The 13,240-nt window shown below is 66.2% G+C and carries 14 protein-coding genes; 5 read left to right on the forward strand and 9 right to left on the reverse strand.

The annotated features are described in order from the left end of the window. Positions 1 to 405: 405 nt before the first annotated feature. Both MO486_RS09895 and MO486_RS09900 read left to right on the forward strand, forming a co-directional pair. Positions 406 to 852 carry a DUF192 domain-containing protein gene (locus tag MO486_RS09895; RefSeq protein ID WP_242906907.1) on the forward strand — a complete coding sequence of 149 codons (447 nt, stop codon included), beginning with the start codon at positions 406 to 408 and terminating at the stop codon, positions 850 to 852. A 40-nt stretch (positions 853 to 892) separates the two neighbouring features. Further along, positions 893 to 1,738, forward strand: coding sequence for a SirB1 family protein (locus MO486_RS09900; RefSeq protein WP_242906909.1), 846 nt, complete (start codon positions 893 to 895; stop codon positions 1,736 to 1,738). Between the two features lie 3 nt (positions 1,739 to 1,741). On the opposite strand, the gene MO486_RS09905 is transcribed toward MO486_RS09900, so the two are convergent. Further along, a complete protein-coding gene (locus tag MO486_RS09905) occupies positions 1,742 to 1,933 on the reverse strand; it encodes a rubredoxin (protein ID WP_242906911.1) in 192 nt (63 codons plus the stop codon). A gap of 81 nt (positions 1,934 to 2,014) precedes the next feature. Between MO486_RS09905 and thiE the strand changes: the two genes are divergently transcribed. Both thiE and hemL read left to right on the forward strand, forming a co-directional pair. Next, positions 2,015 to 2,632 (forward strand): thiamine phosphate synthase, encoded by a 618-nt coding sequence (gene thiE / locus MO486_RS09910; RefSeq protein WP_242906913.1) that lies wholly within the window; start codon positions 2,015 to 2,017, stop codon positions 2,630 to 2,632. Positions 2,633 to 2,651: 19 nt separating this feature from the next. After that, complete coding sequence (gene hemL, locus MO486_RS09915) at positions 2,652 to 3,941, forward strand: glutamate-1-semialdehyde 2,1-aminomutase (RefSeq protein WP_242906919.1); 1,290 nt, start codon at positions 2,652 to 2,654, stop codon at positions 3,939 to 3,941. Positions 3,942 to 3,991: 50 nt separating this feature from the next. Here hemL and MO486_RS09920 read toward each other — a convergent pair whose 3' ends face one another. The 6 genes from MO486_RS09920 to MO486_RS09945 all read right to left on the reverse strand — a co-directional run bounded on the left by MO486_RS09920 (position 3,992) and on the right by MO486_RS09945 (position 9,056). Beyond that, positions 3,992 to 4,663: a hypothetical protein gene (locus MO486_RS09920; protein ID WP_242906921.1), complete on the reverse strand. Its 672-nt coding sequence runs from the start codon at positions 4,661 to 4,663 to the stop codon at positions 3,992 to 3,994. A 115-nt stretch (positions 4,664 to 4,778) separates the two neighbouring features. Beyond that, positions 4,779 to 5,867, reverse strand: coding sequence for a hypothetical protein (locus MO486_RS09925; RefSeq protein ID WP_242906924.1), 1,089 nt, complete (start codon positions 5,865 to 5,867; stop codon positions 4,779 to 4,781). After that, positions 5,864 to 6,403: a sigma-70 family RNA polymerase sigma factor gene (locus MO486_RS09930; protein ID WP_242906926.1), complete on the reverse strand. Its 540-nt coding sequence runs from the start codon at positions 6,401 to 6,403 to the stop codon at positions 5,864 to 5,866. Before MO486_RS09930 ends, MO486_RS09925 begins: the two co-directional genes overlap by 4 nt. Positions 6,404 to 6,484: 81 nt before the next feature. After that, positions 6,485 to 7,711 (reverse strand): acetylornithine/succinyldiaminopimelate transaminase, encoded by a 1,227-nt coding sequence (locus MO486_RS09935; protein WP_242906928.1) that lies wholly within the window; start codon positions 7,709 to 7,711, stop codon positions 6,485 to 6,487. Between the two features lie 53 nt (positions 7,712 to 7,764). After that, the gene (locus MO486_RS09940) at positions 7,765 to 8,199 is read right to left on the reverse strand and encodes a VOC family protein (RefSeq protein WP_242906930.1); all 435 of its coding nucleotides are present in this window, start codon (positions 8,197 to 8,199) and stop codon (positions 7,765 to 7,767) included. Between the two features lie 11 nt (positions 8,200 to 8,210). Continuing rightward, a complete protein-coding gene (locus tag MO486_RS09945; RefSeq protein WP_242906932.1) occupies positions 8,211 to 9,056 on the reverse strand; it encodes an NAD(P)-dependent oxidoreductase in 846 nt (281 codons plus the stop codon). A gap of 139 nt (positions 9,057 to 9,195) precedes the next feature. Between MO486_RS09945 and MO486_RS09950 the strand changes: the two genes are divergently transcribed. Continuing rightward, positions 9,196 to 11,193, forward strand: coding sequence for a bifunctional DedA family/phosphatase PAP2 family protein (locus MO486_RS09950; RefSeq protein ID WP_242906934.1), 1,998 nt, complete (start codon positions 9,196 to 9,198; stop codon positions 11,191 to 11,193). Position 11,194: 1 nt separating this feature from the next. Here the strand turns inward: MO486_RS09950 and MO486_RS09955 are convergent, their stop codons facing one another. Both MO486_RS09955 and mpl read right to left on the reverse strand, forming a co-directional pair. Continuing rightward, on the reverse strand, positions 11,195 to 11,785 hold the full coding sequence (locus MO486_RS09955) for an LON peptidase substrate-binding domain-containing protein (protein ID WP_242906936.1): 591 nt from the start codon (positions 11,783 to 11,785) through the stop codon (positions 11,195 to 11,197). Positions 11,786 to 11,804: 19 nt separating this feature from the next. After that, complete coding sequence (mpl, locus tag MO486_RS09960) at positions 11,805 to 13,238, reverse strand: UDP-N-acetylmuramate:L-alanyl-gamma-D-glutamyl-meso-diaminopimelate ligase (protein WP_242906950.1); 1,434 nt, start codon at positions 13,236 to 13,238, stop codon at positions 11,805 to 11,807. Between the last annotated feature and the right edge of the window lie 2 nt (positions 13,239 to 13,240).

Genomic DNA, 13,240 nt, shown 5'->3' on the forward strand with positions numbered 1-13,240 from the left:
ACTTCGCCCCAGGCTTGAAATCACTCGCTGGCTGAACCCTTTCAGGTTCGCCATTTGAATTGACTTGTTGCTCTGTTACGAACGTCTGCAAGATGCACAACCATCCACCCGCCAGACGCCCGCACAAGTCACCTGCGCACACTGTCAAAGATCGTGAGAGAGGCCTCAGCGCCTACCCCCGTGGCCCGCACCTAAGTGCTGAACCGAGCCGCACATCATACAGCCCTTTCCGGGAAGGTCAACACCCTGATCGGGCGTTTTTTCCTTCCCCACCACCTGCAAGGACGCTGCCGGTGATGAGGGCGCGCATTGTGCCGGGCGGCCATCGGTTTGTGAAGGGGGAGCGACAACTTGACGGCGTGCTCGCGTGTCGTCGATGGTCATCGCCCACCTGGAGAATCACAAATGCATCACACCGGAAGCCTGCTCGCCTCTCTCCTGCTGTTGAGCGGTTGCGCGAGCGCCGGCGCGCCATGGGTCGAGCTCGGCGGCGAGCGCTACAAGGTGGAGATCGCCGACGACGATGCCGAGCGCGCAAGCGGCTTGATGTTCCGCGACGAGATGGCGATCGACCACGGCATGCTGTTCATCCACGACCGCGAGGAACCGCAGGCGTACTGGATGAAGAACACGCGCATCGCGCTCGACATCCTGTTCTTCGACAACGAACGCAAGCTGGTGGCACAACAGCGAGACGTACCACCATGCTCCCTGGGTGATCGCTGCCCACCGTATCCAAGCAATGCACCGGCGCGCTACGTGCTCGAACTCAACGCCGGCGAGGCCGCGCGCCTGCATTTGCAGGACGGGGCTGAACTACGCCTCGGACCGGATATCGCGCCGGCGCCCTGAAGGACTTGAAAGCACGCCGCAGCCGTCGCAGGCTTGCGACATGCGCGAACATTTCGCATTGCCCGACTGGAACACGCTCGCCGCGCTGGACGACGACACCTTGCCGCTGCTCGCCACGGCTCTACTGATCGCGCGCGACGAGTATCCGCAACTCGACGCCGACCTCTACGACACCCTGTTGCAGAGCCATGCCGAGCACCTGCGCCACCAGGTCGATGCGATCGATGCCTGGCCGCAGAAAATGGCGGCAATCAACCGCCATCTGTTCGAAGAAGTCGGCTACTCCGGCGACAGCGAGGAGTACTACGACCCACGCAACAGTTATCTCAATGAAGTGTTCGAACGCCGGCTCGGCAATCCGATCTCGCTGGCACTCGTGCAGATGGAAGTCGCACGCCGATTGGGTGTGCCATTGGACGGAGTGTCATTCCCAGGGCATTTTCTGGTGCGGTTGCCGGTTGACGATGGCGTGCTGGTGATGGATCCGTTCAATCGCGGTCGACCACTGGACGAGAACGAACTGCGCCAACGCGCGCGCCCGCACCTCGGCGGCGAAATGCCGGACGATCACGCGCTGTTCCAGATCCTCAATCCCGCCTCGCATCGCGCAATCCTGATGCGGATGCTGCGCAACCTGCACGGCGTCTATGCCGAGCGCGACGACTGGGAACGTGCTGCGCGCAGCGCCGACCGCATCCTGCGGCTGACACCGGACAATGGCGACGCGTTGCGCGATCGCGGGCTGGCCTATCTGAAGATGGGGCACCGCCACGGCGCCCGCCATGACCTGGCGCGTTATTTGCAGCTGAATCCGGATGCGGCCGATGGCGGGCCCTTGCACGAACGCCTGGTCGAGCTGAGCAGCGGCCCGGCGAAGCCGAACTAGGGCTTAGCCCAGCGGCATCATCTCGAAATCGTCCTTGGTGACGCCGCAATCCGGGCACGTCCAGGTGTCCGGCACGTCTTCCCAGCGCGTCCCCGGCGCGATGCCTTCTTCCGGCAGCCCCTGGGCCTCGTCATAGATGAACCCGCAGACGACGCACATCCAGGTGCGATAGGCAGTGGCGACGGCTTCGTTCATCGGAATCGTATTATTCAAGAGCAGGCATAGCTTGCGAGGGTCCATATTGTCCCACCCTCAGCCCGTCATCGGAAGTCGAGCATGCGCCGCGGCCTGCTGTCCAAAGGTTTGTACCTGATCACACCCGACGAAGCCGACAGCGCACGCCTACTGGCGCGCGTGGAGCTGCTGCTGCCCTTCGCGGCCTGCCTGCAGTATCGCAACAAGGTCGCGGACGCAGCGCTTCGGGCACGCCAGGCTGGCGTGCTGCGGGCGCTATGTGCCGAGGCAGGCGTGCCGCTTGTCGTCAACGACGATGCCGCACTCGCGGCCGCGGTCGGCGCCGACGGTGTGCATCTGGGCGAACACGATGGCGACATCGCCGCTGCACGGGCGTCGGTTGGCGACGCGATCATCGGCGTGTCCTGTTACGACGATCTGGCCCGTGCCGAACATGCGGCCGCCATGGGCGCGGATTACATCGCCTTCGGCGCGTTCTTTCCCTCGTCGACGAAACCGAATGCGCGCCGCGCCGCGCTCGACCTGTTGCGGGACTCTGCACGCTTCAACCTGCCACGAGTAGCGATCGGCGGGATAACGCCGGACAATGCGCGTCCGTTGATCGCCGCCGGCGCCGACCTGATCGCAGTCATCAGCGGTGTGTTCGACGCACCTGATCCGATCCACGCTGCACGCGCCTATCGCGCCCTGTTTGATTGATCCCACACACGAGATTCCGATGGAAACCAACCGTTCGCACGCTCTGTTCACCCGCGCCCAGCAACTGATGCCAGGCGGCGTGAATTCGCCGGTACGCGCGTTCAAGTCGGTGGGGGGCGAGCCATTCTTCGTGCAACGCGCAGAAGGCGCGTATTTGATCGACGTCGATGGCAATCGCTATATCGACTACGTCGGTTCATGGGGGCCGATGATCGTCGGCCACAACCATCCCAGTGTGCTCGACGCGGTGATCTCCACCGCGCGCGACGGCCTCAGTTTCGGCACGCCGAATCCACTGGAAGTGACGATGGCCGAAACCATCGCGCGATTGGTGCCTTCGTGCGAAATGGTGCGCATGGTCAATTCCGGTACCGAGGCAACGCTGTCGGCGATCCGCCTGGCGCGTGGCGCGACCGGGCGGGCGCGCATCGTCAAATTCGAAGGCTGCTACCACGGCCACGGCGATTCGTTCCTGGTGAAAGCCGGCAGCGGCGCACTCACGTTCGGCGTCCCGACGTCACCAGGCGTGCCGAAAGCGCTGGCCGACTTGACGCTCACCCTGCCCTACAACGATTTCGACGCCGCGACCGCGCTATTCGACGAAACCGGTGATGACATCGCCGGCCTCATCATCGAACCGGTCGTCGGCAACGCCAACTGCCTGCCACCACGCGACGGCTATCTGCAGCATCTGCGCGAGTTGTGCACGCGCCATGGCGCGTTGCTGATCTTCGATGAAGTAATGACCGGCTTCCGCGTCGCCCTTGGTGGCGCGCAGGAGCGCTATGGCGTGACACCGGATCTCAGCACCTTCGGCAAGGTCATCGGCGGCGGCATGCCGGTCGGCGCTTATGGCGGGCGTCGCGACTTGATGCAGCAGATCGCACCAAGCGGTCCGATCTACCAGGCTGGCACGCTCAGCGGGAATCCGGTGGCGATGGCCGCGGGGCTGGCGATGCTCGATCTGGTCCAGGCGCCCGGCTTCCATGCCGAACTCGAACGCCGTACGCAGGTCTTGTGCGAGGGCCTCGAAGCGGCTGCGCGCGATGCCGGCGTACCGCTGACGACGAACCGCGTCGGCGCGATGTTCGGCCTGTTCTTCACCGACGTGAAAGTGGAAACCTACGCGCAGGCGGTGGCTTGCGACACCGCCGCGTTCAACCGCTTCTTCCACGCGATGCTGGAGCGCGGCGTGTACCTGGCGCCGTCGGCGTTCGAAGCAGGGTTCATGTCGAGTGCGCACGACGACGCTGTCATCGCGACGACGATCACCGCGGCGCGCGAGGCGTTCCAGACGCTTACGAATTAGCACCACCTCCCCTTTCGCCGACGTGCAGCGAAAGGGATAAACAGCGTGGGTTAGTTTGCAATCTGGCCCAGGTTGCGCGCGAGCAGGCGATCGTTGCCGGCACCGAGGCGGGCAATGCGCTTGTGCGTCGCGGCGTCGGCGTTGCGTCGATCGGCGCTCGCAACCAGGGCGGCGGCGAAGCGCATGGCGGCATCGTTCGGGCGCAATGCCAAGGCTTGGTCGATGCGAACACTGCCATCGCCGGCGGCGACGATCGCACGCAATGCCGCGGTGTCGACCTTGCCTACGCCAGGCATGTCATAACCCTGCAGGCGGACGATTTCCTGCAGTGTTTCGGCAAAGTAACCAGCGTCGAACAAGGCCAAGGCCCTGGCCGTTGGTGTTGTCGCCTTGCCGGCACGCGCCAGCAGCCGCGTGTTCAGATTGCGGGCGACAGCACCGTTGCGGCTGGCGTAGATGGCCGCGCGGCGCAAGGTTTCCATGCGCACGATGACCGGCGTCTGCGGCGCCAGCAATGACTCGGTTTCGCTCGAAAGCCGTGCCAGATCGTAATCCGGGCTTGGCTGGTTCCAGCCGGGACCACCCCAGGCCAAGGTATGTGCGTTGCCGATATCAAACGGGTGGCAGAGCAACGGTGGGCCGGCGAAGGCCGCCGGGGCGAACAGCATCGCGGCCGACAACGCGAGGCCACAAAGCAGGGTTTTATTGGACTTGCCGTTCATGGGATCTCTCCGATTGGCAACAGGGACCGGCGCGTAAGCCGTCAGGGGCTGGAGCGCGGATCGCAGCACGGTGTGTGCGATCAAAGGACGTTGGCGGCGGCCAAGGTGTTAACCGTCAATGCCCGGAGATGCGCAGCAATTTCTCCACGTCGGTGCGTGTGGCGAACGCATCCGGCCACTGCACCCACCAACGTTTCACGCGCGGGTAGGGCAACGTGTTCCACCAGGGACTCAGCGCATGCGCCCCCTGGACACGGATGGCTTCGCGCGTGACGACGACATCGGCAGGCATGAGCTGTGCCACCCGATCGAACAACGGTCCCTCGGCGAGCTGCGGACGCCGCGTGAGCAACGACAGGAGACTGATCGCATCGCGCGGCCGCGATGCCGCGATCAGGCGGCGAACGGCCTCCTCGTCGACCGTGCCTGCCTGCGCGTCGATGTCCCGCAACGCCGCGATGAAGGGCTGGCTCGCACCCAGGTCGTAAGGCGTTCCGGGCACGCCGCGCGCGTCCATTTCCACCCTCGCGCCTTGCGGCACCATGGCTTCCGACCAGCCATTGTCGACCTGAACCCAACCGCTGCGCACGGTGAGCAAGCCGTCACCTTCGGCATTCACCGTCAGCACGAACTCGCAACCCATGTCCCAAATGCCGGCAGTGGGTGTGCCGACGCCGAACGTGCCCGGTGGAGCCCACACCCGAGCCCACATGCGACCTTGCTGCAGTTGCACCCGATGGCGGCCGCTGCGCGTTTCGACCAGCGTGAAACGCGAGCCCTTGCCGATCGCGACTTCACCAATGCGTGCAGCATGGAGGCGAACCACGCCATCGCCCGTTTCCAATACCTTGCCGGGTGCCAACGCAGTTGCACCGGTGGCATCGTGGCCATCGATCAGCACGTCGCCACGGACCGACGCGACCTGCCACGCCTGCGCCTCCGGCCATTGCAGGCGCTGCTGGTACCAGGTGCGGACGCCGAACGAGAGCGTGGCCAGGACTGCGGCGGCGGCCAAGGCCGTCCGCCAACGACGGCGCGCATGCGGCACGCGGACCGACGGCACCGGCGCCGATGTCGAAACAACCGGCACGGGCTTGTACGCATACGGCGACAGCAGCCGCTCCAGGCGCACGACCTCGTCGTCGACCGGCGGACTGCGGTCCCACAGATAGTCGTCTCGGATCATCTCGGTATCGATGCTCATGACGTGACTCCTGCCTCTGCGGGCGCCAGCGCGGCGCGCAGCATCGCCATGCCACGATGCAGATTGACCCGCACGCTGCCCGGCGTGAGTCCGGTGCAGTCGGCGATCTCCGGGCCGGTCAAACCCTCCACCAGCCGCAACAACAAGGTTTCGCGATACGCCTCGGGCAAGGCGAGGATCGCGCGCATGGAGTGCTCGGCGTCGAGCCGTTGTTGCGACGTGTCCGGCGCGACCGCGCGGTCAAGTGCGGTGCTTCCAGTCAAGGCGACCGGGCGTCGCTTGGCGTCCAGCGCGGCATGCCTGGCGATGCTGACGATCCAGCCCGGGAATGCCGCCGCTTCGCGCAACTCATGCAGGCGGCGGATCGCGGTCTCGAACACATCCTGGGTCAGGTCGTCGGCGTCGGCTGGCTGTACGTAAGCCAGCAGTACGCCGTGCACCACCGGTGCGAAACGGCGGTACAGCCGATCCATCGCCGCACCGTTGCCGACGCGCGCGGCCTCCACCAGCACCGGGATCGCTTCCGTGTCGCTCACATCACTCTCGGCTTGCGGGTCATTGCTTGCTGTCCTGAAGCAGGGACGCTGCGCAGGGACCGAGTGTTAACAGACCCGGCGTCAGCCGCGTACGAACGCTGTCAGCGCGGCACGTAGCCGTGCCAGGCCTTCGGCGACATCGACATCGTTGATGTTCAGGGCAGGAACGAAGCGCAGCACGTCGGGACCGGCCTGCAGCGTCAGCAGGCCGTGCTCGACGCAGCGATCGAGTATCTCGCCGGCCTTGCCGGCGTGGGCCTCGCGCAGTTGCGCGCCGAGCATCAGGCCGCGGCCGCGGATGTCGGCGAACAAACCGAGTTCGGCATCGAGTGCGGCCAGTTCCGTGCGGATCGTCTGCGCTTGTCGTTCGACATTCGCCAGCAACGCCGGCGACGACAGTTCGCGCAATGCGGCGCCGGCCACTGCAGCCGCGAGCGGGTTGCCGCCGAACGTGGTGCCGTGTGCGCCGAATTGCATCGCATCCGCGGCCTTCGCGCCGACCAGCATCGCGCCGATCGGGAAGCCGCTGCCGAGTGCCTTCGCCAGCGTCACCACGTCGGGCGTGACGCCGTAGCCGTGGCAGGCGAACAGGTGGCCCGTTCGGCCCATGCCGCATTGGATCTCGTCGAGGATCAGCAGCGCGCCATGGCGATCGCACAACGCGCGCAAGCCATGCAGGAAGTCGCCGGTGGCCGGCGTCACCCCGCCTTCGCCCTGCACCGGTTCGACCAGCACGGCGCAGACATCGCCCGCGGCCATCGCGCTTTCGGCCGCGGCGAGATCGTTGAAATCGCTGTAGCGGAAGCCTGGCGGCAACGGTTCGAAACCTTCGTGGTACTTCGGCTGCGCGGTGGCGGTGACCGCCGCGAGCGTGCGGCCGTGGAAACTGCCGCGGAAACTGAGGATCACGCGGCGTTCCGGTTCGCGCCCCTGCGCCGTCGCCCATTTGCGCGCCAGCTTGATCGCGGCCTCGTTGGCCTCCGCACCCGAGTTGCAGAAGAACACTTTCTCCGCGAACCGCGAGGCACCGACGAGTTGCTCGGCCAGCCGCAGCGGCGGTTCGCTGACGAAGACGTTGCTGGTATGCCAGAGCTTGCCGGCTTGCTCGGTGAGTGCGGCGATCAGCGCCGGATGTGCATGACCGAGCGCGTTGACCGCAATGCCGGCACCGAAATCGATGTATTCGCGACCGTCGCGATCCCAGATGCGCGCGCCACGGCCGTGGTCGAGCACGATCCGACGCGGCCGGTACACCGGCAGGTAGTAGCGTTCGGACAGGGCGTACAGATCGGCGGTGGAGGTGGTCATGGCGGCAACGGTGTGGAAAGCGGCGAATTATCGCTGTTGCCGGCCGCCCACGCTCACCAACTACCGGTGTTGGGCATCGACACCCACGGTTCGGCCGGGGGCAGGCGCCCTTCCTGCAGCAGTTCGATCGAGATCGCGTCGGGCGAACGCACGAACGCCATGTGGCCGTCGCGCGGCGGACGATTGATGGTCACGCCCATCGCCTGCAAGCGCGCGCAGGTGGCGTAGATGTCGTCGACGCGGAACGCGAGGTGGCCGAAATTGCGCGCGCCACCGTATTCCTCGGTCGGCGAACCGTCTGCAGGCGGCCAATTGTGGGTCAGCTCGATCTCGACTTCCGGATTCTGCGGCGCGGCCACGAACACCAGGGTGTACTTGCCATCGGGGTAATCCTTGCGCCGGGTTTCGACCAGGCCAAGGCCGTCACAGTAGAACTTCAGCGAAGCGTCCAGGTCGCGGACGCGCACCATCGCGTGCAGGTACCTCATCGTGGATGCTCTTATCGTGGATGCCGGGCCAGCTGTGATTCGGTGAGGAACAGGTCGGGCAGGAGGTGCTCGCCCGGTTTCACCGCGTACTGTTCGAAATTGGTAACGCCGGCGGCGAACAGCACGTCGTCGTCGATCAGGAAGTGACCGGAGAAGCCGTCCGATGGCCGCACCAGGATCGCGTGCGCCGCATCGGCGACGATCTCGGGTTTCCGGCACTGCTCCGGAGTGACGCCCGGGATCATGTTGATCGCGTCCGTGGCGATGACGGTGCGTGGCCACAGTGCATTGATCGCGACGCCCTGAGAACCGAATTCCTCGGCCAGGCCCAGCGTGACCAGACTCATCCCCATCTTCGCCAGGGTGTAGCCGGTGTGCGGCCCCCACCATTTTGGTTCCAGGTTCAGCGGCGGCGACAGCGACAGGATGTGCGGATTCGCCGCCTTGAGAAGATGCGGCAGGCACGCCTGCGAGCAGAGGAACGTGCCGCGCGCGTTGACCTGTTGCATCAGGTCGAAGCGCTTCATCGGCGTGTCGATCGTGCCCTTGAGCCAGATGGCGCTGGCGTTGTTGACCAGGATGTCGATCCCGCCGAAGGCATCGACGGTGGCCGCGACCGCGGCGTACACCTGCTCCTCTTCGCGGATGTCGCATTGCAGCGCCAGCGCGTGGCCGCCGGCGGCTTCGACTTCCGCGGCGGCGGTGTGGATGGTGCCGGGCAGTTTCGGATTCGGCGCCGAGGTCTTGGCGGCGATCGCGATGTTGGCGCCATCGGCCGCGGCGCGCTTGGCGATGGCCAGGCCGATGCCACGGGAGGCACCGGTGATAAACAGGGTTTTGCCGGCGAGCGTACTCATGGCGTACTCCTGTCGCTGATGGCTGCGGGATGCAGCCTTGACACTATTGTCCACTGAATACGCTAGCGGCGCGTCAATGCGACCGCGTCGCCCGCCCTCACAACAGCAGCCTGCAATCGTCGCTGCCTATAATCGGGCGATGCCTACCGCCTGGTTCGACAGCACCATCGCCTGGATCAGTGCGCACCCTTACGGCGCCGGCGCGCTGATTTTCCTGGTCGCGTTCTGCGACGCGCTGGCGGTGGTCGGTATCGTCGTACCCGCCTTGCCGCTGTTGTTCGCGGTCGGTGCGCTGGTCGGGCTGGGCCATGTCGATGGTCCGTATGCGGTTGGCTGCGCCGCGATGGGCGCCTTCGCCGGCGATGCCCTGAGCTTCTGGATCGGCCATCGCTGGGGCCCGACGATGCGCGGGCATTGGCCGTTCCGTCGCTATCCGCAATTGCTGGACCGCGGCGAAACCCTGTTCCGCCGTCACGGCAGCAAGAGCATCCTGATCGCGCGCTTCGTCGGCGCAGTGCGGCCTTTCGTACCGGCGATCGCCGGCATGCTGCACCTGCCATTGAAGCGTTACATCCCCGCCAGCGCGTTCGCGGCGGTGTTGTGGGCCGCGGCCTTCCTAGCGCCAGGATGGATTTTCGGTGCGTCCTACGACGCAGTGGCGGCGGTCGCCGATCGGCTGGCCCTAGTGCTCGGCGCGCTGCTGGCGGTGGTGGCGTTGATGTGGGCCACCGTGCTGTACACGTGGCGCTGGTTCGCCGGACATGCCAACAACCTGCTCGCACGGGCATTGCGCTGGACGCACGCGCATCCGCACCTGGGGCGTTATGCGGCGGCGTTGATCGTTCCGAAGCGGCCGGAATCGGCGGCACTGGCGATCCTCGCCGCTTCCCTGCTCGCTATCAGCTGGGCGTGGTTCGGCTTGCTGGCTACGGTGTGGGCACGCGGTGGTCCACTGCTGCTCGATCACAGCGTGCAGGCGACGATGTCGGCGCTGCGCAACCCACTCGCCGATCGGATGATGGCGGCACTGGCGGCGCTCGGTGACGCCGCAGTGCTTGGCCCGGCGGCGGCGGTCGCGCTGGCCTGGCTGTTGTGGCGGCGGCGCTGGATCGCTGCCGCGCATTGGCTGGCGGCATTGGCATTCGGCCTGGCGTTGACCGCGGGGCTGGATGCCGTAGTCGACATGCCGCGGCCCTCGACCGCGGCGGAAGGTTTTGGCTTCCCGTCGATCGCAGTGACGATGGCGACGATCACGTTCGGCTTCTTCGCTGTACTGATCGCGCGCGAATTGCCGGGACGACAACGCGTGTGGCCCTATCTTGTCGCCGGCGTCGCCGTGACCCTGCTCGGTTTTGCGCGACTGTACCTGGGCGCGCACTGGCTCAGCGACGTGGTGGGCGGCGTGTTGTTCGGCACGGTATGGCTGCTGGTGCTCGGCATCGCCTATCGCCGCCACGTGGCGCGCTCGTTCTCGATGCGGCCTCTGGCCCTTGCGTTCTACGGGGTGTTCGTGGTCGCCACGCTGTGGCACGCACCGCGTTCGGTGGATACGACCCTTGCGCGTTTCGCGCCGCCACCGCCGACACAGATGTTGGCGCAGGAGGATTGGTGGCGCGGTGCATGGGCGAGTCTGCCAGCGCAGCGCAACGAAGCCGATCCGGACCGGCGTTGGCATCTGGACCTGCAGGTCGCCGGACCGCTGGCACCGTTGCAGCGACGGCTGCAGGCGCAAGGCTGGCGCGTGCAGCCGCAGGCCGACTGGATCGGCGTGCTCGGCTTGCTCGACGACGACAAATCGGCCGCGCTGCAACCGGTCCTGCCGGCCACCCTCGACGGCCATCCAGAAGCGCTGCTGTTGTTGCACGTGGGTGAGAGTCGCGATGAAGTGCATGCGCTACGGCTGTGGCCCGCGTCGGCGCGCCTCGCCGATGGCACGCCGTTATGGCTGGGCAGCAGCCAGAGCTTGCGTTACGGGCGACCGCTGAAGGTACTTGGCATCTGGCGTCCGCTGCCCAATGACGGGCATGCGCACGCGCAGCTGCGCACCGACCTTCGCGGTTTCACCTCGATGGAAGCGCCGCATCCGCAATCGGGACAGCTGGTGTTGCGGTTGCGAACCGGAACCACGGCGCACTGATTCAAGCGATCAGCTCCAACAGCCGATCCAGCCGCTGATGCGGATCGTCTTCCTGCAACAACGCCTGCCGTTGCGAGGCATGCAACGGCAGCAGTTCCGCAAGGCGCCAGCCGATCCAGGCCGCGTCATCGAAACGTGCCGGTGGCGCCTTGGCATGTTCGCCACCGACCTGTTCGAGGATGCGCTGCAGCAGCACGCCGAGCAGGGCGTGCTCGGGGCGCAGCTCGTCGTCCGGATCGGGTGCGCACCAGTCGATCTCCGCCACGACCAGGCCACTGTCGCGCACGCGCGTGCGGCGTACGTGGAAGCGACGCGTGCCGCGCACTCGCAACGTGAGCAAGCCATCATCGTCGGCGCCGAAATCCTCGATCCGCGCCTCGGTACCGTACGCCGCTGACGTGGCGGGCGGCCCAGCCTCGCTGCCTTCAAGAATCAGGCAGACGCCAAAACCGCTGCCATCGCGGCTGCAATCGCGGACCAGGTCGAGGTAGCGCCGCTCGAACACGCGCAAGCCCAGTGCCGCACCGGGCAGCAGCACCGTCTGCAAGGGAAACAGGCTGATGGACGCTGGCGGCTGCGATTCGACTGGCATCGGCGCCAGTGTAAGCGCGTCAGCCTTGCTGCAGAACGGCGTGGAAACGCCGCGGTGCACCGTCGAAACCGCCGTTGGACATGAACACGACGTGGTCGCCCTTGCGCACCAGTGTGCGCAGTGTCGCGATCAGCGCATCGACGTCCGGCACCGCGTGGCCTTCGCCGCGCAAGGCGGATACGACCTTGCCGGCATCCCACGCCAGTTCCGGCCGATGCAGGAACATCACCACGTCGGCGCCATCCAGCGACGGTGCCAACGCCTCGGCATGCGCACCCAGCCGCATCGAATTGCTGCGCGGCTCCATCGCCACCACGATGCGGGCATCGCCGATCCTGGCGCGCAGGCCGGCAAGCGTGGTCGCGATCGCGGTCGGGTGGTGGGCGAAGTCGTCGTAGACAGTGATGCCATCGGATTGACCGACCACTTCCAACCGGCGCTTGACGCTGCGGAAATTCGCCAGCGCCGGCAGCACCGCCTTGGTGTCGACGCCGACGGCATGCGCGGCAGCCAGCGCGGCCAGCGCGTTCATGACGTTGTGACGGCCGAGCAGCGGCCAGCGCACTTCGCCGACGTCGACGCCGTTGTGCACCAGCACGAAGGCGCTGCCGTCTTCGGCGAGCATGCGCGCGGTCCAGTCGAAGGTGTTGCGTGCGGCTGCACGTTCGTCGGCCCGATCACCATGCAATTCATGTTGTGCGGACTGCGACACCAGGCTGGCATCGAGGCCGAAGGTCTCGACCGGCGTCCAACAACCCATCGCCAGCACCTCGGCCAGGTATTTGTCTTCGCCGTTGACGATCAGCCGTCCGCGCCCGGGTACCGTGCGCACCAGGTGGTGGAACTGGCGCTGGATCGCCGCCACGTCCGGAAAAATGTCGGCATGGTCGTATTCGAGGTTGTTGAGGATCGCGACCGTCGGCCGGTAGTGCACGAACTTCGAACGCTTGTCGAAGAACGCGGTGTCGTATTCGTCGGCCTCGACCACGAATTCGCGGCCACCCCCGATGCGCGCCGACACGCCGAAATCCTCGGCCACGCCGCCGATCAGGAATCCCGGCGTACGGCCGGCGGCTTCGAGCAGGTAAGCGAGGATCGTCGTCGTCGTGGTCTTGCCGTGAGTGCCAGCGACCGCCAGCGTCTCGCGTCCAGGCAGCACTTGCTCGCACAGCCACTGCGCACCGGAGGTGTACTTCAGCCCGGCATCGAGCACGTGTTCGACCGCCGCATTGCCGCGCGACAGCGCGTTGCCGATCACGATCTCGTCGCAATCGGCGGACAGGTTGTCCGGCGTATAGCCCTGTTTCAACTCGATCCCGAGTTGCTCGAGCTGGGTCGACATCGGCGGATAGATCGCCTGGTCGCTGCCTTCGACGTCGTGGCCGAGTTCGCGGGCCAGCGCGGCAACGCCGCCCATGAAGGTACCGGCGATGCCGAGGATATGCAGTTTCATAA

Source organism: Lysobacter sp. CFH 32150, from assembly GCF_022758295.1.
Taxonomy (GTDB): domain Bacteria; phylum Pseudomonadota; class Gammaproteobacteria; order Xanthomonadales; family Xanthomonadaceae; genus CFH-32150.